Raw genomic sequence first — 21,468 nt, 5'->3', positions numbered from 1 at the left:
CTGTAAGCATTACTTCAATGCCTTGTTGGGAGACCACATGACTGAAAATCGTAAAGCCAGCCAAATTGTTTCCATTCTCTCTACTGTCCTTGCCATCGGCTTAGCCATTTATCTTGGGTCACTGATCAAATCAGTCGATACCATTGAAGAAAAGCTGAGCCATCAAGCACAGCAAATCGAACGAACAACCATTGCTGCAAGTGGCAATGCAGATCGCAGTAGTTACGTCCCTGCTTACTCTCATATCTACACCGATGGAGGTAAACCCGTACTGCTAGAGACCACGTTAGTTGTGAGAAACACAGATCCAAAGCAGAGCATTCAAATCCATAGCATTGATTACTTTGACACGGAAGGAAAACTGGTTAGAAAATTCCTAGACAAAGGTTATGTACTCGAACCACTTTCAAGCTCTGAGTATCTAGTAGAAAAACGAGAAGTGAGCGGTGGGGTCGGTGCCAATTTTATTGTTAATTGGTCAAATCCGAATGACGCATCGGAGCCGATATTTGAGGCAGTGATGATAGGCTCCGGCCACGGAAAAGACATCTCGTTTACCAGTCGAGCCACGAACTAATACAAAACGGCCCATTTCAACCAGTGAAATAGGCCGTTTTTAATGCGTAATTAGATACGCTTCAATCAGACTTAATTTGTTTGCTCGTTCAAGTAAGCTTGCAGTGAGATGGTCGTCCATTCACGCATTTTATTTAAATATGACGCTTGTGAATCCAAGATTTCTTTTGCCAGTTCATCGTTCGCCGCTTGTTGCTTAAGCAGTTCACCGTTCGCTTGTTTTAGAGCATTAATCACTTCAGGTGGGAAGCTACGAACTTTAATGTCTGGGTACTCTGAACTCATCTTAGACCAGCTATTCGCATTTTCATGGAGCGCTTGAGTATACATATCAAACGCCGCGACGCGGAACGAGGTTTCTAGAATGATTTTTAGATCGTCAGGTAGCTCTTGCCAGACTTTTTTGTTTACTAGGAACTGTGTCTCGGATCCTGGCTCATGCCATGCGGTGTAGTAATATGGCGCAATTTTCTGAAAGCCCATTCGTAAATCAAACGCAGGTCCAACCCACTCTAGAGCATCAATAGTGCCACGCTCTAACGATGTATAAAGCTCTCCTGGAGCGATGTTCGTAGGTTTAGCACCAACCTGAGCCAACACTTCACCAGCGAAACCCGGGATACGCATTTTTAACCCTTTCAAATCATCGATGGTGTTGATTTCTTTTTTAAACCAACCACCCATCTGGATATCAGAGTTACCGCCCGGAAATGACAATAGGTTATGCGGTGAATACACCTGTTGCATCAACTCTAAACCGCCACCGTGATAAAACCACGAATACTGCTCCATGGTTGTCATACCAAATGGCATCGATGAGAAATACAGCGTGTTTGGAACCTTGCCTTTCCAGTAGTAAGAGCTGGAATGGCCAAGATCGTATTGTCCCGATTTCACCATATCAAAGACGCCAAGTGGTGCTTTGTGCTTGTTGGCCGAATCGATACGAATGATCAAACGTCCGTTCGACATTTCTTTCGCAAGCTTAGCCATATTCTTACTCGCATCCCCTAAGATGGGCGTGTTAGGCCCCCAGGTTTCTGCAAGTTTTAGACGATACACTTTGTCATCTGCTTGAACATGAGTTGCGGCAAGAGTGGTTAGAGATGCGACGATAAGAGTACTGACTCGACGAATGGTTTTTTTGAAGTCCATTTCTTAGATTCCTGTGTACGTTATTGGGTAGCTCACCAACAATGAATGTAAACACCTTGTATGTCAAAGTGTTATCATTTGACTTCATTCTGATCGTACAGGCAATCTGTCTATTATTTAACCACCGAGCCTTATTTTATCCTTTACGCCGCACTAACCCTTTATTTATCTCCAAGCCGGAGGCCGCTAAAAATATTCCATTCTGTTTAACAAAGTGATAGTTCTGTCACGGATTCTCTGATATTAATAGCCGAATTGTTCAATATTTTGAAAAGTAACACTATGGACTGGGCTACACTGACAATATTCATCCCCACCTTTTTCTTTGTATCTATTACTCCAGGTATGTGCATGACGCTCGCCCTTACTATGGGTATGAGCATCGGTTATCGTCGCACCTTGTGGATGATGATTGGTGAGCTTTTGGGCGTTGCGGTTGTTGCTTTAGCGGCTATTTTAGGTATCGCGGCAGTAATGCTGAGATATCCAGAAGTGTTCACTATTTTCAAAGCAGTAGGTGCGACTTACCTCTTCTATCTAGGCATTCAAATGTGGCGTTCACGCGGCAAACTCGCCATCACATCCGAAGTTGAGCAATCGTCACGTCACAACGATTGGGATCTTGTTGTACAAGGCTTTGTCACGGCCATCGCCAACCCTAAAGGCTGGGCTTTCATGATTTCACTGCTTCCACCCTTTATCGATCAATCCAAGTCAATGTTTGGCCAGGTCTCCATGATGCTTGCGATTATCTTAGTCAGCGAATTCGTTTGCATGACAATATATGCAACCGGAGGCAAAGGTTTAAAACGCACCCTGGGTAACGCCAACAATGTGCGAACCATGAATCGCATCGCAGGCACACTCATGTGTGGCGTTGGTGTTTGGTTGTTTTTTGGCTAAGTTGTTTTTAGATGAAAGAATGGGCTCTTTTTTGGAGCCCATTTAGTTTATTGCGTTAAACCGACACCAACCGCCAGCTCTCTTCTCACTTTGGTAAGCTCTCCCTGCTTCCTCCTTTCACCGCTCAGTCGAAACCAATGACTCTCCAAGTCTCAATAATGTTGGCAATTATTTTACTCAGTGAATTTATTTGTATGACTATTTAAGCAACCAGAGGTAAAGGTCTGAAACGTACACTGGGTCAGGCTTAACATGTCAAAACTATGAATCGTATTGCGGGCACTTTAATGTGTGGCGTAGATATTTAGCTGTTTATTAGTTAATTATATCAATATCAGGCCACTTATCACCATCATCCCCTGCTATTAACATTTATTCATAGTTAGAACACTTCAAGTGGTCTAAACTTTCAATTTCGTAATTAACTTGATTTTGTACTACAAATGAAACGATACACAACAAGTCTAAGTTACAAATCACCTCCTAAAAAATAACCATAATGACACGCGCCATTAACCCATCATTGTATTTTCCGATAGGTCATGTCGGTAAATATATCAACGCACGATATCTAACCACCCTACCTACCCCTTTAGGATAGTTTAATTCTGTAATTGATTTACATCATATTTTAATTTTCTTTCACATTTAACAATGCGCGTAGATTCGATAATAACCCTTAGGTACTAATAATGAGCAAGATGAAGCTTGTGGTTGTAGGAAACGGCATGGTTGGTCATCGCTATCTCGAAGACCTAGTCGAGAAAGCGGATATGGCAAACTATGAAGTGACTGTTTTCTGCGAAGAACCCCGCGTAGCGTACGACCGTGTGCACCTTTCCTCTTATTTTTCGCACCACACTGCTGACGAGCTCTCTCTCGTTAAAGAAGGTTTTTACCAAAAGCACGGCATTAACGTATTGATTGGCGAGCGCGCTATCAATATCAACCGTGAAAACCACATCGTTTACTCCAGCACTGGTCGTGAAATCAAATACGACAAACTCATCCTCGCTACTGGCTCTTTCCCATTTGTTCCGTCTATCAAAGGCAACGAAAGCAAAGACTGCTTTGTTTACCGCACTATCGAAGATCTGAAAGCTATCGAAGCGACCGCGAAGAAAAGCAAGAGCGGTGTTGTCATCGGTGGTGGTCTGCTAGGTCTTGAAGCTGCCGGTGCACTTAAAGCACTAGGTGTAGAAACTCACGTTGTTGAGTTCGCACCAAAGCTAATGGCAGAGCAGCTTGATCAAGCTGGCGGTAATCAGCTTCGTTCAAAAATTGAAAGCATGGGCGTGAATGTACACACCAGCAAGAACACCCTAGAAATCGCTCCTGAAGGCAAAACAGCACGTAACGTGATGCGCTTTGCCGACGGTACTGAGCTAGAAACTGACTTCATCGTGTTCTCTGCAGGTATCCGCCCTCAAGACAAACTTGCGCGTGAAATGAAGCTAGATATTGCACATCGTGGCGGTATTGCTATCAACGACTTCTGCCAAACCTCAGATGAAAACATCTACGCAATTGGTGAGTGTGCGTCTTGGAACGAAACGTTCTACGGCCTAGTAGCGCCTGGCTACAAGATGGCAACGGTTGCGGTTGACCACGTAGTAGGTAACGACAGCAAATTTGAAGGCGCTGATATGTCTGCGAAGCTTAAGCTTCTTGGCGTGAAAGTAGGCTCAATTGGTGACGCTAACGGTCGCACTCCTGGCTGTAAGAGCTACGTTTACCAAAACGAAGAGCAAGAAGTTTACAAGCGTCTTATCGTTTCTGAAGACAACAAGAAACTTCTTGGTGCGGTAATGGTTGGTGATACCTCCGACTACGGCGACCTACTTCAGCTAATGCTGAACGAAATCGACCTACCAGAGCACCCGGATGCACTTATCCTTCCAGCACACGCTGGTGCAGAAAAGCCGACACTAGGTGCAGATTCGCTTCCTGAGTCCGCGGTTATCTGTTCTTGTTTCGACGTAACAAAAGGCAAGATTGCAGAGGCGGTTGCTCAAGGTCACCACACAATTGGCGACATCAAAGCGGTGACTGGTGCAGGCACTGGCTGTGGTGGTTGTATCCCTCTTGTAACTTCGGTTCTGAATGCTGAACTTGCTAAATCTGGTATCGAAGTTAAGAACGATGTATGTGAGCACTTTGCTTATTCTCGTCAAGAGCTGTTCCACCTAGTACGTATTGGCGAGATCAAGACGTTCGAAGAACTACTTGAGAAACACGGTACAGGCTACGGCTGTGAAGTGTGTAAGCCACTAGCAGGCTCTCTCTTAGCGTCTTGCTGGGGTGACCACATTCTTAAGCCTGAGCTAGTGAAGCTGCACGATACCAACGATAACTTCCTAGGTAACATCCAAAAAGACGGTACTTACTCAGTTATCCCACGTATGGCTGGCGGTGAAGTCACACCTCAAGCACTAAAAGTGCTGGCTGAAGTGGCTGCAGAATACAACCTTTACACTAAGGTGACGGGTGCACAACGTATTGGTCTGTTCGGGGCGCAAAAAGACGACCTTCCTGCTATCTGGAAGAAACTGATTGAAGCGGGTTACGAGACAGGTCAAGCGTATGCAAAAGCACTTCGCATGGCGAAAACGTGTGTGGGCTCTACTTGGTGTCGTTACGGCGTTCAAGACTCTGTCGGTTTGGGCTCTCGCATCGAGAACCGTTACAAAGGCATCCGTACTCCTCATAAGATGAAGTTTGGTGTGTCTGGCTGTACTCGTGAGTGTGCGGAAGCGCAAGGTAAAGACCTTGGCATCATCGCGACTGACGCAGGTTGGAACATGTACGTATGTGGTAACGGTGGTATGAAACCTCGTCACGCAGACCTACTGGCTTCTGACCTAGATGAAGCGACACTAATCCAGTACATCGACCGCTTTATGATGTTCTATATCCGTACTGCTGCGCCACTACAACGCACCTCAGTTTGGATGGAAAACATGGAAGGTGGTGTGGACTACCTACGTGAAGTTATCGTGGATAACAAGCTTGGCATCAACGAACAACTTGAGGCTGACGTACAGCGTCTAGTGGGCGATTACAGCTGTGAATGGAAAAACACGATTGAAGACGAGTCTCAGCTTACACGCTTTGCTCACTTCATTAACAGTGACCTGCGTGATGACAATGTGGTTTTCGTTCAAGAGCGTGATCAACACCGTCCAGCGACATTCACAGAGAAACACCCTGAAGCGAAAGGCGACATCCTACACGTTGAGCTGGAGAAGTAATCATGGCATTTCAAAAAGTATGTGACATCCAAGATATCGTCCCTGGCACAGGTGTTTGTGCGTTGATTGACGGTCAGCAGGTCGCGGTTTTCCGCCCAAGTGCTGCAGAAGAAGTTCGCGCTATCAGCAACTTGGATCCGTTCTATCAATCTAACGTGCTATCACGTGGCTTGATTGTTGAACACCAAGGTGAGCTTTGGGTTGCAAGCCCACTCAAGAAGCAGCGCTTTAACCTAGCAACAGGCGCGTGCATGGAAGATGAGCGCTTTAGCGTGAAGGCTTACAAAGCTCGCGTGACTAAAGGTGCGGTAGAGATTTCTGCATAAGCCTACTCTAGGCCAAATATGAACTAGAGAATGAATAGCCTATAGGGGTTAGCCACCCTAGCCTCTATCACTATTCAATCTTAACTTTTTTATTTTTACACTTTGTTGGAGAGACATGATGTCTACTGATTTTAAACCTGCACAATTCGTTCAAACTATGATCGACGTTGGTGAAGCGAAGACCAAAACCAGCACTCGCGATCTACTTTTGCGCGGTACTATGGCAGGTATCATTCTGTCATTGGCGGTTGTTGTAGCGATCACGACCATTGTTCAAACTGGTATGGGCGTTGTGGGCGCGCTCGTGTTCCCTGTTGGTTTCGTTATTCTGAGCGTAATGGGCTATGACCTAGTTACAGGTGTTTTCGGTCTTGCGCCTTTGGCAAAATTTGAAAACCGCCCTGGTATCACTTGGGGTCGTATCATGCGCTGCTGGGGTCTAGTAGGTCTTGGTAACCTTATCGGTTCATTGATTGTTGCTTACCTTGTGGCTGTATCACTAACGGGTAACTTCTCTCTTGAGCTAAACGCGGTAGCGAAGAAGTTTGTTGCGGTTTCTACTGCTCGTAGCCTTGGTTTTGAAAACATGGGCATAGACGGTTGGATCACGTGTTTCGTGCGTGGCATCTTCTGTAACCTAATGGTTTGTCTGGGCGTAATCGGTAACATGACAGCACGTACTGTTGCAGGTCGTGTAGCTATGATGTGGTTCCCAATCTTCATCTTCTTCGCACTTGTGTTTGAACACACAGTCGTAAACATGTTCCTATTCCCACTAGGCATGATTCTAGGTGCTGATTTTGGTATCGCGACTTGGTTGAACTTCAACCTTATCCCAACAATCCTAGGTAACATCGTTGGCGGTCTAATCATGACTTGTATCCCGCTTTACCTAACTCACGCTAAAACTGCACCTTCAATCTCTGCTGAAGCAGAACAACAAGTGCAAGCTGAACCAGCGCTAAGCGCGAAATAATCTCGATAAGACCTCACCTTCGTGGTGAGGTCTTTTCACTCTTTGGTTATAAAAAGTCACATTGCCGAGTGTCACTCTTTATACCCAAATTTTGATTTGATAGGCGTAGCTTATGACCACCAATCACACATCTTTAAATGCCGGCTTTGTTTCATTAGTCGGTGCGGGGCCTGGAGACCCTGATCTTTTGACAGTGAAAGGATATCGCGTGATTCAGTCTGCGGATGTAGTCGTTTTCGATAGACTCGTCTCCAGAGATATCCTTTCGCTGGCAAAACCAGATGCAGAGATGATTTATGTGGGTAAGAAGCTCGACTATCACTGCGTTCCACAAGATCAGATCAACCAAATCTTGGTAGAAAAGGCGAAAGAGGGCCACAAAGTCGTTCGCCTTAAAGGTGGAGATTCATTTATCTTTGGCCGTGGCGGTGAAGAATTAGAAACGCTGGCAGAAAACGGCATCAGCTTTGAGGTTGTACCGGGAATCACAGCAGCCGCAGGAGCGACTGCGTATGCAGGCATTCCTCTTACCCACCGCGACCACGCGCAGAGCGTGCAGTTTATTACCGGTCATGTGCAAAAAGATGGACGTGAGATTGAATGGAGCTCGCTTGCTCAGTCCAACAATACACTCGTGTTCTACATGGGTCTGAAGCAAAGTGGTCGTATTACTGACAAGCTTATTACTCACGGTCTTGATGAAAACACGCCGTGTGCGGTCATAGAGAATGGAACGCGCAAAGAACAACGTGTTTTCCAAGGTGCGCTAAACACGCTACCTCAAATGGCTAGCGAAGCAGAAAGCCCTGCTTTAATTGTTGTTGGTAGCGTCACGCAGTTACACGACAAGCTAAATTGGTTTAGCTAAGCTTCCAACAATATGTTGTTGGGCAAAAGCATCGATGAAACACTCAAGCCAGCAAACGATGCTGGCTTTTTTATGCATCTTATCCCACAAGCCTTCATCCATATTCTGACAGCGTGTCTCACTTCTGCTATCCGCTGACAGAATGCTTTCCAAGCATAGAATAGCTCTGACATATTGTGACTAAACTTAACTAACCTGTACACGCTTGACGTGTCCCTCAACTTGCAAAGGTAGGTTAGTAATGAAAGCACTTATCTCATTAGCTCTTGGAGCTTTGCTTCCCCTTTCTGCGGCACAAGCAGATGTTACAATCAAAGGCGATCGCATGGAAATCAGTGACGATTGCCGAAAAATCGAAGGTGACGTGATGACACTACGTTCAGAGGATTGTGAAGACGGTTCGAAAGGTGGCAATAAAAACAAGGGTGATAACCGCAGCATCCATGGCGACGATAACCCAGGTAAAGGGCACGGCAAGGACAAAAACAACAAAGGTAAAGACCGCGACAAAAATGATGATTGATCACCGCGCTTTGCTAGAAGTGTAAATAAGGATTGAGTTATGAAGTATTTAAAACTTACCGCCGTTGCAGGTGTCGTGTCACTTGCACTCGTTGGGTGTGGTGGAGATTCAAGTTCTCCAGCAGCAACGACGCCTGTTACGCTTAGCGTTACAGACGCTCCAGTAGATGAGGTCAAAGAGGTCGTAGTGACCTTCGGCACAGTGGCGCTATTGCCGCAAGATGGAGGCTCACCACTCATCTATGACGTGTACTTAACGGACGATGAAGGTAACCCGGTTGATGAGAATGGTGACCCTATTCCTGACGGTGAAGACCCAGTACCACTGAGCATCAACCTACTCGACTATCAAGGCAGTAAGGTCATGCCGCTGATTAAAGATGAAGTCGTAACTGTAGGCAACTACAAACTGTGCGTGTTTGCTAACGATGGCGATCACCCGACCCACCCTTCCTACGTTATTGAAGACGACGATACCGAGCGCGAGTTATCAGTTAAAGGTAACGGCGCTTGCCCACAAGGCGTGGGCAAAATAGACAATACGGGCGTCCTGTACTTCAATGATTCGGTTGCGGTAAATCCGCAAAACAACGACTTTGCAGTAGAGTTTGATCTTCGACGAGGTCTAAAAAATACGTCAACATTCCCAGATTACAGCATTCAGCGTACCTCGGTAACTCTGATCAATACAGCTGTGACTGGCAATATCGAAGGCACAGTAGCAACCGCGACGTTCAACGCTTGTAACGACCCAGCGGATGCCAATGTAGCGCAAGCGGTCTACTTGTATGAAACCGGCACTACACAAGAAAACATGGCGCCTATTGGCGGAACCGATACCGTTAAGCCTTTGACCTCTGCTAACGTTAGTTATAATGAAACGCAGCAATTCTACGAGTTCTCATTCGGTTTCCTAGACCCAGGAAACTATAACCTTGGGTACACTTGTACCGCTCAACATGATGATGGCGAAGAAGGCTCAGATCCCGTGGCGGCTGGTTTTAACATCTTCAGTATTCAACCAAATGTATCAGTAGTAGGTGATCAAAACACCAGTGTCGAATTCTAAGTAACACTAGAGTTCTACTTATGTTCGAAACGCCCTTTGATTAAAGGGCGTTTCTTTTTGCCTGTAATTCTTTTTTACTTAAAAGAAAAACGGCCACCCTTCCATGGACGCGCCGCTTTGTGCTACGAGTTATAATTTAAAAGTAAGGCTAGTTGTTGGTAATGATAATTTCTTTGTTGCGTACCTCCGAAAGAGCACGATCAAGATTCTCGTTTGCCAACTTGTAGTAAGACGGTTTCGCGTCTATTGCCTGTTGGAAATAAGGAATAGCGCGCTCGGGTTTGCCTTTCAACATCAAGAAATAGCCCACGTTGTTAAGGGCTTCAGGTCTTTCTAGGTGACGGCTAAACATGTTCAAAGCTCGATTTTCATAACCTTGAGCTAAGTAGATAAGCGCCATGTTGTTTTGTGCTTTTTCACTATCAGGCTCTCGGTTCAGTGCTCGCTGGGTAAACGTACTGGCTTTAGTGTAATCTCCAGACATGTAGTAGGAGTAACCCATATTGAGAAGAACCTTGTTCTCAAACGGCAAGATTGAGCCCGCTTTATCATAAAAGGCACGTGCAATGTCGTATTCATTATCAACATCTGAAAGCACCCCTAACCCCATATATGCATAGCCAGGTGATGTTCGATCTGTGTTTAGCGACTCAATGAGACCGATGCTTACATCCTCTCGCTGAATCGTATGTTGCGACGAGAATCTCAGCTGGTCTGCATTTACCGCTCTTAAGAAGAAACTCTCACTCTCAGACACACGGCCTGTACTAGCGTAAAACATACCTAACTGCTCCAACGACTTACTGTTATTTGGGTTCGCATTTATTGACATATTCAGTGCGCGCTCAGCTAAGTCATTGTTGCCTCGAGACAGATGAATCTTACCGATCGTATATAGGGTCTGATCCTTGTATGCTAGGTTGTCAAAAGAAAGGGAGCGAATATATTCATATAGCGCTAGGTCAATGTTACCCGCATTGAGCGCCGCATCCCCCCTCTGAATTGCCTCAACCTCTGATTGAGGTGGAGGATCTTGAGTCAGGGTGTCAATAGGTCTTCCTTGGTATAAAGAAGTGTCATATTTGGAACCCGTATCGGTAGACGAGCAACCAAAAATAACGAACGTTAAAGCTAACATCAAAAGTGAGGTAAGTCGTTTCATCGTATTTTCCTTATTCGAATGCCGACACTATCGTTATAACCGCAGGTCCTATTGCCACGATAAAGAAGCAAGGCCAGATAAATAGCAACATTGGGAACAGCATTTTAGTCGGTATTTTGGCTGCAATTTCCTCTGCAGCTTGGTTTCTTCTATCTCGATAATCTTCATTATAGTCTCTTAAAGTATCGGATAGGCTGCCACCAATCCTAGAAGCGTGTGACAACATACTCACAAGCCCTTTAAGCTCGCTCAAACCGGTTCTAATTACCAACTCGTCGAAAGCTCTGGGTAACTCAACACCAGCTTTCACTTTGGCACAAATCGTTTCGAGCTCATCAGCTAACTCAGGGTGCGAGATAAATGTCTCACTCGCGACTCGTTTCATCGCAGCCAAAAAACCTAGACCGGACTCTGTACATACCACCAACAAATCCAAAGTGTCGGGTATTCCGGCTCTAATTCTTCTTTGTCTTTTAGATGCTATACGCGCCAATATAAAGTTGGGCGCGAATAATCCAATAAATACCAACAGTGCCGCAAATAGGATGCTTTGACTGCCGTTAGAGCTCAAAACAAACACAGCCACGGCTAAAACTGCACCTATCGTGAATGACAGCATTTTCAACGCGTAGAAGTTAGCAATAGCATTTTTATTGTGGAAACCAGCATGCATCAGCTTTAGCCGAACATTTTGCTGCTCTTTTTCGGAACTTGGTACATAGAAAGGAGCCAAAGACTCGAGTGTATCAATCACTTTGCTCTTTTCCTGTTTTTGCTCAGGAGAGGCAAGGTTATGAACTCTCCTATCTAACGCAGATTTGGCACCAACAAATAAGAAACCGATACCAAACACGAGTATTGTCACCGCCAACATTAGCACGGCTAAAAATACCCATTCACGCGGTATATCTAGAGTTGCAAGCACGTCCATGTTACACCTCGATGTTCACTACTTTCTTAATCCAAATAGCGCCAATCAGTAAACTTACCATTCCAAAAATCACTGATTTTATGCCTCGTGGATCCGTCCACAATGGCTCCACAAACTCTCTATTACCCAAGTAAAGAGCCATAAATAGCACAAACGGAGCCAAGACCAATATCCATGCGCCCATACGACTTTCTGCGGATAGTGTTTTGATTTTCCTTGCGAGTTTAAATCTGGCTCGTAAAACCACTGACACCTTCTGTAAGTTCTCCGCTAAGTTACCACCAGTGTCTTTTTGCAATAACACAGCTGATGAAAAAGCCAACATGGAGACAGTGGGAACTCTATCTGCCATTGAAAGAATGGCAATCTTCAGGTCATAACCAAAATTGAGAAGGTTGAAGGTATGTTTAAACTCTTCCCCTGCTGGGTTTGGCAGTTCATATCCCACCTCTCGAAAAGCCTGAGTCAAAGGTTGCCCTGCTTGCAACATTCGGCGCATGATATCTAGGGCTTCAGGAAGTTGCTCCTCAAATTTCTCTAATCGACTGTTTATCTTCCAGTTTATATAAAAGATCACACCAGAAATAATAATAACACTTGCTACTAGGCCTAAATACCAAGGGTAGTCCATCAACAACAAAGCAACCGTTATCAACAAGCAGATCAATATTGTGCGTGCCAATATATCTCCTAGCCCCATTTTTACACCTGCCAACTCAAGCATTTTCTTCATGTTTGCAAAATACTTGATTGATACTAGCCTTCTATCAATAGGCGATAGGGATTTATTGTAATAATCATTAAGCAGTGTGATGCTTTCACTATCAAGCTGGCCTTTTGCTTTATTTAGCCGCTTCGTGAGCTCTATATGTTTTACTTTTTTACCAGCCGCAGGAAGGATGAGTGCCTGTGAAATAATAAATACAGCCGTAAAAATCAGTACAAAAAACAGTGTCATACTCATCTTCAGTTCTCCCTAACACTCACTTTAAATCATTAAAAAGTTCAAACGGTACATCGATGCCCCGCTTCGTTAGGTGAGAATGGCAATCGGGTACCACTCCTGTCGCTACATACTTCCCTTTTACGTTACCTTCACTATCGACACCCTCTCGCTCAAACCTAAAGATCTCCGACATGGTTATAACTTCTCCCTCCATGCCATTGATTTCTTGAATTGACACCATTCTTCGTTTGCCATCTTCCTGACGTTCCATTTGAACGACAATGTGAATTGCTGAAGCAATTTGTGACCTCAAGTTTTTAGCCGATATCGTCCAACCTGCCATAGCAAACATGTTTTCAACCCGGCTCAATGCATCGCGAGGTGTATTGGCGTGAATAGTAGCGAGTGAGCCATCATGACCTGTGTTCATCGCAGACAACATATCGACCGCCTCACTGCCCCTCACCTCACCAACAACAATACGGTCAGGTCGCATACGTAGTGAGTTTTTAACTAACTCGCGCTGCGTGATTTCACCTTTGCCTTCTAAGTTGGCTGGTCTGGTTTCCAAGCGAATGACATGGGGTTGTTGGAGCTGAAGTTCTGCTGAGTCTTCAATTGTAATAATGCGTTGATCTGATGGGATGAAGCCAGAAAAAATATTAAGAGTCGTTGTCTTACCAGAGCCTGTACCTCCGGAAATCAATACGTTGAGCTCTCCTTTTACTGCTCCTTCTACGAACATTGCCATTTCAGGTGATACCGAATCCAGCTCCAACAAGTTGTCCATGGTGAGCCTATCAACGGCAAATCGACGTATCGACACTGATGGACCATCAATAGCAAGAGGTGGGATAATCGCATTGACCCTCGAACCATCGGTCAATCGAGCGTCGACCATAGGTGACGCTTCATCGATCCTGCGGCCCACAAGGCTTACAATCCGATCAATAATATTACGTAAATGCCGGTCGTCTAGAAACGTATACGGTGTTTTCTCAAGTCGACCGAAGCGTTCGACATAAACATTTTTGGCACCATTGACCAAGATATCCGACACCGAGGTATCTTTTAGCAGTGGTTCTAGAGGACCTAAGCCAAATACTTCATCTTCGATCTGAGATAAGACGCGCTGTCTACCCTCCAAACTCAAGGGATGCTCGTTATCGTCGTCCATCAATTGGCAAACAGCATTTTGAAGCTCAGTTCTCGCCGTTTTCTCTTCCAAAGACGCCAATAAACCCAAGTCCAGCGTGTCCATTAATTTTCTATGGAAGTAGTGCTTAACAGCAAGATCTTGTTCCAACTGCTTTCTTGTGTCTTCAATTGCTTTTTGTTTAAGGCTGACAACATCATGAACATCTTCAGTGTCTGACGTTGTCTCGACCTCGCTGATGGTTTTAACACTATCGATGGATTTAGAGTCTCGACTACCTTTTACATGACTTTCTAACTCATTGTTTGGACTGCTATTCTTCCTAAAAAACATACCATCCCTCCTTGGACTAGCTGAATAAGCGCGCTAGCCACCCTTTCTGTTTAGACTCTTCAGGCATCAGGTCTGAGCAGAGCTTATTTATCGCTTTACCAATAGCACTTTTTCTACGGTATTCGACGACTGGCTTGCCTAAGTTGGCACTCTCATTTGCGTTCTTGAAGTCATTAGGGATAACATCCACTTTAATGTTAGGAACGGTCGCTTCTACATCCTTGATGGAGATAGACTGACCTTGATCAAAACGGTTAATTACAATATTCAAACTATCGGTAACAACACCAAACTCTAGCTTTAGGCTCTTGACAAGATGACTGGTATTTTTAAGTGACATATAGTTTTGCTGCAGTACCAAAAATATCTTAGTTGCAGGCGTTACTAGTGGTGAAAAAATCGGATCAATGCCTCTCGAAAAGTCAATAATCACGTATTTGTAGTACTGCCTAAGCATAGGTATTAACTTTTGAACATCGGTTGATTTCGCGATAGCGATACTACTTTGTCCTCTTGTGAAACCGATGGTGTGCAGCTTACCGCCATACTTAGTCACAAGACTGCTTATAGAGGCTTCATCCATATCCTGGAGTGTCTCAATCGCTTCAACCAAACCATATTTGGGCGAGATATCTAAGTACTCATTGAGTAGCCCAAACTGAGTGTCAATATCGATTAGGAGCACTTGATTAGGAAATTTCTCTGCGAGCGCGACAGCGGAGTTTAATGCTAAAGTAGAAGCCCCATTACCACCTTTCGCATTCATAAACAGAAAAAGCTCTCCCATCTTCCTGTTTGCGATTTTACGCTCTGCTATCTCTCTTAGAAATGGGACGAATACCTCTATCTCAGCATGGCGGGAGTAATAGTCGGCGGCACCGAGCTTGAGTGCTAACTTGAGATTTCCACTGTCATTGTCATCACCGAAGACTAACAACGAGACCTCATTTTCACCGAAAGGTAGATTGTATTTTTGCAGATCCGCAATCTTCTCAGCCCAGTCCTCGCTCGCTTCTACAATGATGATGTCTGGTTCGTGAAAACTAGATAACCCTTCCTCGCTCACAGCTGAAAGTGAAATATACTCAACCACTGTGTTCTTGCTGCGAGCAAGTTCACTACGAATGTGACTTTTGAACTCATTCGAACTGTGTAAAGTCCAAATATGAAGGTTGGTCTTTAATGAAAATTGAACCCCAACACCTATATTGTTTTTGATCGGCACCGCTTCTCCCATGATCGCCTCCTAGCAGTCTTCAGTAGCACCGGATGGGGAGCTTTGGGTTGGTCTCACAACACCAAGGCTTTCCGCCGGTATAACCGTCTGGTAATTAGGTACTTTTATGCTTCCTGCATCCCCTAAAAATGATAGAAATCGGACAAACTGAAATTTATAATCGTCCGATACGAACGCTTGTACATATCTTACTTGTGCGAGCACATCATCTTTGTCATCAGTTGACATCGAACTAAACCCATCAACCGCAACTGCACTTCCATCTCGATCTAGGTAGGCAATTTCCAGATCACTGGCTGTGAAACCATAAGGACGGTTTTCGACAATCTCTGCGAGATCTTTAATATCGTCACGATCACCGATAGAGCACACCGCCGCTAATCGTGCCGCTTTTCTCGTCATTTCGTTTAGCATTTGCATTGAATATACATAGCGTCCAAATTCAAATGCAGAAAGAACCAGAAGCATTGAAACTAACACTGTCAAGGTGAACTCAAGAATCGTTAACCCTCTGGAAGAGTTTCTTCCACGCCCTTTTATATGCCTAGTCATCTCTCTTCTCCATTATTGCAGAAGCTGACATGGTGACGCTCAATGCCTGCGTCAAGAACGGTATCGTCGAATAGAGCGGAGAGTAGGTGTAGTTTGCACTGACCGTGATTAGACTTCCGGCTTCTACGACTGTTACATCGTCCACTGTTACACCATCGAGCAACGATTCCGTTCCGCCTGATCTCACTCCATAAACGACTAAATTCTTTATCTCATCTGTGTCTGCAATACCGCCCCCTACCGTACCGTACACCTCTGTAACCGCATGACGGGCACCATTGCGAACCATCTTATTGAGTGTCTGGTGGTCAATAAAGAAGCTACCTACTTCTAAAAACAGAGCCATAAAGATGATGATAAGTGGCGTCACTAACACTAACTCTATGACCGCGAGTCCACGCTGATTATCAGGTGCTTTATATCTCATGATTCACCACTCCCAGGATCTTTATAGAGCTGAATCTTAAACAAACCTTCAGTGCTTGGAACAGACCCAAAGCTACCGTTCTCGACTGTGCAGTCTTCTAAAAACTCACCAAACACCCCTTGTTTTGCCCCATTATTGTTCGGTGCTTTTTGCAGTAAGAAGAAGCAACCAATCGAGGTAATAGGTAGCGTCGTCGCCCCACCACCAGAACCGGTACAATCAACCATAGGTATTGGTAAAATGCGTCTACCTTTGTTTCCTGAGGTACAATCACCACTTGCCGAGCCGTCACATCCGGCCGCGCCTGCTAAATAATCGGAGTATAGGAATGAATTGTCATATACCACGTTACCATCGTTGTCAGTTGTCGCTTCTGTAGTGGGCTCTCTAACGTATACGTCAGGTGGGAAATCTACAGCATTTACCCCGCCACCAGAGTAATCCCCAAATCGCGTATTGAGACCCTGACCTACTGGACCGATGGTGTTACCCGGTTTCGTTGTTGCATTTTCAGTAATATCAATACAACCATCAAAACCACCTGCTAAGGCATCACGCACAGTACTAGCACCTGAACCAAAATCTAATAGTTGAAAGTTACCCGGGCCCATTTGAGATGCGTTGTGGTCTGCGACTTTCAGTTCATACACTTCATGGAAATTAAACCCCAAAAAGTCGTTGCTACCACTTATGGTCGCAGCACAGACAGCAATCGGGACAATGTTACAAGCAAAATTCAGGGATGAACTTGGCCCCGCAACAGCGCTGGCTGCACCCTGTTTGGAAGAACCAAAAAAGCCGATAAAAAAGCTGGTTAGTGGTACGTCCGCTACGGAGACTCTGACAAAGGTCACCAGCGTTGAGTCATAACTTCCCGAAAAATTTTGAGGGTCATTGGAGTATTGAACGGCAATGGACGCATCCGGAACCGTCACTTCGGTGTTTCCTGTAGAAGAAAATAGGGTTGCTATTGCCGTTTTAGCTGCTGCCGTTGCTACCGTCGTGTCAAAGCCATCACTGACCTTGACCGCAGCAGCGAGCGCCGCCGCATCAACACTGTTTTGTAATCGCGTTTTGTTCAAAGTGGCATGATTAAAATCGAATGCCAAACCAGCGAAAAACATAAAAACAATAAACACCAACGTAAAGAGGATCAGAGTTAATCCTTTTTGCCGTTTTGTTGATTTCGTCATTTTCCGAGCGCGATTCATACATCACCTCTATCTAGAACTTCTTCTTTGCTGGACTAAGTCTTTTCCAAGAACTTTTTCCGCTTTGCCATCGTAAGCGGACTGACCTGCGTACTCGTCATAGGCCACTTGCATCCTAGCCCCAGTGCCAGTTGGTACAACGCCTAAGTTGTTGGCTGTAGCGTTGTGATCGTAAGTTTGTTCATACTTGAGCCTGGCTACCGATTGTCCCAGTGGCGCATCATTTGCACATCCGAAAAGAACAAATGTCGCTAGCATAATTCCTAATGTTTGTCTGTTCATTGCATGTCCCTTATAGCGAGTGTCCAAATGAACCTTCAGAGCCACCTTGATTAGATGGAACTGTCGTAGTCGTTTGACTTTGTTGGTTAGGGTTGCTTGCGTCATCCATCTCTGCGATGTATGCCCCTTGCCCAAGCAGATAAAATTCAACATCATTGGGTTTAACAAAAGCATCCGTTGGCAAAAGCAATTTTGAACGATCCACAGGCGTCGCCAGTCTTGGTGTAACAAGGATGACCAACTCAGTTTCACCCGATATAAATTCTTGACTGTTGAAAAGCTGCCCTAGTACGGGTACATCGCCAACTCCCGGTAGCTTGCTAGAGACATCTCTTACGTTTTCACTAAGTAGCCCTGCAATCCCGATCGTTTGCCCGTCAGCCAGTTCCAATGTTGAAGCAGCTGTGCGCTTAGTAATGGGAGGAATAATGTAGGTTGCATTGGTCTCTATGGGGTCTAGAGTGAGTGAACCTGAGTTGGCTATTTCACTAACATCGACAGATAAAACCAGATTGATCTTTTGATCAGAAAGAATGGTTGGGACGAACTTGAGACCGACACCATACTCTTTATACTCGACTGTGATACCATCTCTGTTGGGAACCGGAATAGGAAACTCACCACCAGCCAAAAATTCAGCCTTAGAACCACTCAATGCTGTTAAGTTTGGCTCTGCTAATACCTTGGCCACACCATTCTCTTTCGCGATATCTAGTGCTAGCGTAAACAAAGTATTTCCGTCTAGGAAAGTCGCCAACAAGCCCGTTTCTTCGATACTAGGAACATTAAAGATTGGCCCGACACCGCCACCAATTGCATCGATGACACCACCACCACTAGTGGCACCCCAACCGAAGTTGCCATTTTGGTTGAAGAAGTGGAAATCAGAATCAAATCGTCGAACCAAACTGCGTTGCACCTCAGCTACCGTCACTTCGAGCATGACTTGCTGAGCGCCCCCTATCGACATTAAATTAATCACCTTGGTATCAGCTACCGTTTCATCTTTAGATTCCGTACCCTCGTCAGCCGGTGCACCAGCGGTGAAGGTTTCGGCTACTTTAACGGCCATGTTCATAACCGCTTGGTTGCTAACCTGCCCGCTGAGTATCAGCTTGTCTTGCGAACTGTGAACTTCAATGGTTTCGTTTGGTAAGAATTCATAGAGTTTGGACTTCACTCCATTGAGATCGTGAGTCACTTCGATATTGATGGACTCAATCAATCGTCCTCTAGAATCCCATGCCATCAGATTTGTTGAACCAAGCTTTTTGCCGATCAGAAACACTTCATTAGAGCGGAGCATTACAATATCAAGTACATCTGGATCTCCCAGAGAGACACGCTTCGCCTTGCCTGCAAGGATGACGTTCTTAGACTTGTGATGAGGAACACTAACTAACTTTCCAGCTTGAGTTGCTGCCAACGAAACTGTGCTAAAAAGATAAGCGATGAGTATACTGACAATCCATTTCATAGTATTACCTTAATCCCTTACTCTTATATTTGAGGATTGAGTCCCTTTAATGATCGTTACACTTGGTTGTGGAACGTAAGTCCTTTTCGCGACTGGCTTGTCTTTTTGGTGAGGATTTCGCAGCGCGAGTTGTATTTCGCCATTGCTTTTTGCGGTTAAAAGCTTTTCAGCTTCTTTTGGTGTCACTTCCAGCGTCACCGCTCTTACAATGACAGGCTTGTTGTCGTTGGTTCTGGCTGTTTGGTCTACTGCTAACACTTTAATGTTTTTCAACACGGTATTTGTCTTAGACCGAGTTTGATTAAACTTAACAGTGCTAAGAACATCTACTTTGTTCCCCGGAAGCAAAAAGCCTGCTACACCTATGACATCATTGACTCGAATCGTCACGGCTCGCTTATCATCTTCTATCACAGCCGCAAGTGTAGAGCCCTCCCCTGGAACAGAGAGTCGATAAGAATGAACAATTTCACCCGGAAACAACGATGTGCTGGCAACTTTTCCGACAACATCATCGACAGCAGAGAAATGGTCTTCATCGTCGACCCAATCAGTTTCTAATAACTTAACCGACAGATGTTTGCTCTCTATTATCGTACCTGCGATGATCTCCTGTTCGACAAAGACCACTGGCTCTCTTTCAACCGTCTCTGTGACAACCTGCGGCTGGTTCTGTTCTTCCATCCATTGCTTGGCGATATATACAGCAGCCAAGCCTAATACAGCAGATATCAACATCAACAAAAAGACTTGTGATTTACTCATTATTTCCTCCCATTCCATCGGAAGTGCAATATAGTCGCCATGCTGACTCCAATATAGATGGCGTAATTACGTGCGATTCTTGATTAAATTTTATAATATCACTACATATCCCAATAATGTCTTTAGGGATACAAGGGTAAAATGGTGTTCTATCTGTGCTATGTAGTCGCAATACCATTTCCCTAAACTCCGAATTTATAGTTAGCCCTCTACTTTCTGATACTTCTTCTATAAGAGTCATGTAATCTTCTTGGTTTAAAGGGAAGAACTCTATTTTGTATCCTAAACGACGTAAAAAAGCAGGGTCACCTATATCTAGGGGATTTAAATTCGTTGAGAAAGCTAAATTAAGCGTGAACGGAATAGCCGCTTGTTGTCCATTCGGCAACTGCAGATAATCCACGTAATATTCCATCGGCACAATCCAGCGATTGAGCAATGCTCCCACTGATATTTTTTGTCTACCTAAGTCATCAATAATAAGCAGTCCATTATTAGCCAGCATCTGAAGTGGTGCTAACCAAACACGGTTGTGTTGAGAGTGATTTACCTCCAGCATCTCCATCGTAAGTTCGCCACCTACTTGAATATTTGGCCGCTCACACAGCGCCCATCGTTTATCGTACTGCTCATTGAAGTGAATACGATTGGCCGTTGAGTTGTTGTCCAACATCTTATGGTGTGCGTCTGAAAAGACTCTAATAATGCTACCAGATGTGTATACTGCGAATGGTATATAGATCGACGATTCAAATGAGTTAATAAGTTGCGCTGCTACGAAGCTTTTACCTGTACCAGAGTTTCCATACAACAAAAGCGCTCGACCAGAATTGAGCGCCGGCCCGAGGATCTCGATCATTTTGTCTGCGCCAAAAACTCCTCGAAGAGCCCCAGCAATTTGCTCATGTCCGATACTGTTTACTCTAACATCTTGCAGAGCCACAACTCTTCGATAGTCATCCAACGACACTGGAGCTGGACCGACGTAAGCGTCTTTCATAAATGCTAAATCAGCCTCTTGCTCGCCAGAGGCTGACAACCCATAGCGCACATGATTGTTACTATAATCAGCTGAGCCACTAAGTCCCATAGGTTGGAACACTTCCAACAGCGAGCGCTTTCTAAGATAATTGAGTAACTCGTCGACAATATGTGTACTCACTCCCATTGCATCTGCCAGCTCAAGAACCGTAGCTTTGGTAAGGTGTGCAATATGCTTCAATACTAAGTTTTCCAGCACAACCACCGGTATATCAAGCTCCTTCAATGCAGAAGGCATTGGAGGCGGATCAATTTGAGGTGAAAGCAAAGGTTTGTTTGCTAAAGACGTAATGGCATTCATA

General features: G+C 44.8%; 21 protein-coding genes. 8 read left to right on the top strand and 13 right to left on the bottom strand.

Features of this window, described 5'->3' with window-relative positions; genetic code table 11:
- Positions 1 to 37: 37 nt before the first annotated feature.
- Positions 38 to 577 carry a DUF3124 domain-containing protein gene (locus L4C42_RS02550; protein ID WP_353496073.1) on the top strand — a complete coding sequence of 180 codons (540 nt, stop codon included), beginning with the start codon at positions 38 to 40 and terminating at the stop codon, positions 575 to 577.
- 71 nt (positions 578 to 648) lie between these two features.
- Here the strand turns inward: L4C42_RS02550 and L4C42_RS02545 are convergent, their stop codons facing one another.
- On the bottom strand, positions 649 to 1,731 hold the full coding sequence (locus L4C42_RS02545; protein WP_353496072.1) for a TRAP transporter substrate-binding protein: 1,083 nt from the start codon (positions 1,729 to 1,731) through the stop codon (positions 649 to 651).
- A gap of 282 nt (positions 1,732 to 2,013) precedes the next feature.
- On the opposite strand from L4C42_RS02545, the gene L4C42_RS02540 reads away from it, so the two are divergent.
- The 7 genes from L4C42_RS02540 (at position 2,014) to L4C42_RS02510 (ending at position 9,646) form a co-directional block, all read left to right on the top strand.
- Positions 2,014 to 2,634 carry a LysE family translocator gene (locus L4C42_RS02540; RefSeq protein WP_353496071.1) on the top strand — a complete coding sequence of 207 codons (621 nt, stop codon included), beginning with the start codon at positions 2,014 to 2,016 and terminating at the stop codon, positions 2,632 to 2,634.
- A 692-nt stretch (positions 2,635 to 3,326) separates the two neighbouring features.
- Positions 3,327 to 5,885: a nitrite reductase large subunit NirB gene (gene nirB, locus L4C42_RS02535; RefSeq protein ID WP_353496070.1), complete on the top strand. Its 2,559-nt coding sequence runs from the start codon at positions 3,327 to 3,329 to the stop codon at positions 5,883 to 5,885.
- 2 nt (positions 5,886 to 5,887) lie between these two features.
- Positions 5,888 to 6,211 carry a nitrite reductase small subunit NirD gene (gene nirD / locus L4C42_RS02530; protein ID WP_353496069.1) on the top strand — a complete coding sequence of 108 codons (324 nt, stop codon included), beginning with the start codon at positions 5,888 to 5,890 and terminating at the stop codon, positions 6,209 to 6,211.
- A gap of 118 nt (positions 6,212 to 6,329) precedes the next feature.
- The gene (locus tag L4C42_RS02525; RefSeq protein ID WP_353498685.1) at positions 6,330 to 7,187 is read left to right on the top strand and encodes a formate/nitrite transporter family protein; all 858 of its coding nucleotides are present in this window, start codon (positions 6,330 to 6,332) and stop codon (positions 7,185 to 7,187) included.
- 112 nt (positions 7,188 to 7,299) lie between these two features.
- Positions 7,300 to 8,055 (top strand): uroporphyrinogen-III C-methyltransferase, encoded by a 756-nt coding sequence (gene cobA / locus L4C42_RS02520; RefSeq protein WP_353496068.1) that lies wholly within the window; start codon positions 7,300 to 7,302, stop codon positions 8,053 to 8,055.
- Positions 8,056 to 8,296: 241 nt separating this feature from the next.
- Positions 8,297 to 8,578, top strand: coding sequence for a CG2 omega domain protein (locus L4C42_RS02515; protein ID WP_353496067.1), 282 nt, complete (start codon positions 8,297 to 8,299; stop codon positions 8,576 to 8,578).
- A gap of 39 nt (positions 8,579 to 8,617) precedes the next feature.
- Positions 8,618 to 9,646 carry a DUF4382 domain-containing protein gene (locus L4C42_RS02510; RefSeq protein ID WP_429759198.1) on the top strand — a complete coding sequence of 343 codons (1,029 nt, stop codon included), beginning with the start codon at positions 8,618 to 8,620 and terminating at the stop codon, positions 9,644 to 9,646.
- Positions 9,647 to 9,794: 148 nt separating this feature from the next.
- Here L4C42_RS02510 and L4C42_RS02505 read toward each other — a convergent pair whose 3' ends face one another.
- The 12 genes from L4C42_RS02505 to L4C42_RS02450 are packed head-to-tail and all read right to left on the bottom strand — an operon-like array spanning position 9,795 to position 21,467.
- On the bottom strand, positions 9,795 to 10,808 hold the full coding sequence (locus L4C42_RS02505; RefSeq protein WP_353496065.1) for a tetratricopeptide repeat protein: 1,014 nt from the start codon (positions 10,806 to 10,808) through the stop codon (positions 9,795 to 9,797).
- Between the two features lie 10 nt (positions 10,809 to 10,818).
- Entirely contained in the window at positions 10,819 to 11,739 is a 921-nt protein-coding gene (locus tag L4C42_RS02500) for a type II secretion system F family protein (protein WP_353496064.1), read from the bottom strand.
- Position 11,740: 1 nt separating this feature from the next.
- Positions 11,741 to 12,709 (bottom strand): type II secretion system F family protein, encoded by a 969-nt coding sequence (locus L4C42_RS02495; protein ID WP_418642283.1) that lies wholly within the window; start codon positions 12,707 to 12,709, stop codon positions 11,741 to 11,743.
- Positions 12,710 to 12,722: 13 nt separating this feature from the next.
- Entirely contained in the window at positions 12,723 to 14,174 is a 1,452-nt protein-coding gene (locus tag L4C42_RS02490) for a TadA family conjugal transfer-associated ATPase (RefSeq protein ID WP_353496062.1), read from the bottom strand.
- Positions 14,175 to 14,190: 16 nt separating this feature from the next.
- Positions 14,191 to 15,411 (bottom strand): CpaE/TadZ family protein, encoded by a 1,221-nt coding sequence (locus L4C42_RS02485; protein ID WP_353496061.1) that lies wholly within the window; start codon positions 15,409 to 15,411, stop codon positions 14,191 to 14,193.
- 9 nt (positions 15,412 to 15,420) lie between these two features.
- Positions 15,421 to 15,963 (bottom strand): TadE/TadG family type IV pilus assembly protein, encoded by a 543-nt coding sequence (locus L4C42_RS02480; RefSeq protein ID WP_353496060.1) that lies wholly within the window; start codon positions 15,961 to 15,963, stop codon positions 15,421 to 15,423.
- Entirely contained in the window at positions 15,956 to 16,390 is a 435-nt protein-coding gene (locus tag L4C42_RS02475) for a TadE family protein (RefSeq protein WP_353496059.1), read from the bottom strand. The genes L4C42_RS02480 and L4C42_RS02475 overlap by 8 nt, the downstream gene beginning before the upstream one ends.
- Complete coding sequence (locus tag L4C42_RS02470) at positions 16,387 to 17,601, bottom strand: TadE/TadG family type IV pilus assembly protein (protein WP_353496058.1); 1,215 nt, start codon at positions 17,599 to 17,601, stop codon at positions 16,387 to 16,389. The genes L4C42_RS02475 and L4C42_RS02470 overlap by 4 nt, the downstream gene beginning before the upstream one ends.
- Before the next feature lie 9 nt (positions 17,602 to 17,610).
- Positions 17,611 to 17,883 (bottom strand): hypothetical protein, encoded by a 273-nt coding sequence (locus L4C42_RS02465; RefSeq protein WP_353496057.1) that lies wholly within the window; start codon positions 17,881 to 17,883, stop codon positions 17,611 to 17,613.
- Positions 17,884 to 17,893: 10 nt separating this feature from the next.
- Positions 17,894 to 19,360, bottom strand: coding sequence for a type II and III secretion system protein family protein (locus L4C42_RS02460; protein WP_353496056.1), 1,467 nt, complete (start codon positions 19,358 to 19,360; stop codon positions 17,894 to 17,896).
- Between the two features lie 9 nt (positions 19,361 to 19,369).
- Positions 19,370 to 20,125, bottom strand: a complete 756-nt coding sequence (gene cpaB, locus L4C42_RS02455) for a Flp pilus assembly protein CpaB (RefSeq protein WP_353496055.1) — start codon at positions 20,123 to 20,125, stop codon at positions 19,370 to 19,372.
- A complete protein-coding gene (locus tag L4C42_RS02450; RefSeq protein ID WP_353496054.1) occupies positions 20,118 to 21,467 on the bottom strand; it encodes a DUF8689 domain-containing protein in 1,350 nt (449 codons plus the stop codon). Before L4C42_RS02450 ends, cpaB begins: the two co-directional genes overlap by 8 nt.
- Position 21,468 lies beyond the last annotated feature (1 nt).

The organism is Vibrio wakamikoensis (assembly GCF_050337275.1).
Lineage (GTDB): Bacteria > Pseudomonadota > Gammaproteobacteria > Enterobacterales > Vibrionaceae > Vibrio > Vibrio chaetopteri.
This window is presented reverse-complemented; position numbering and strand designations above follow the sequence as displayed.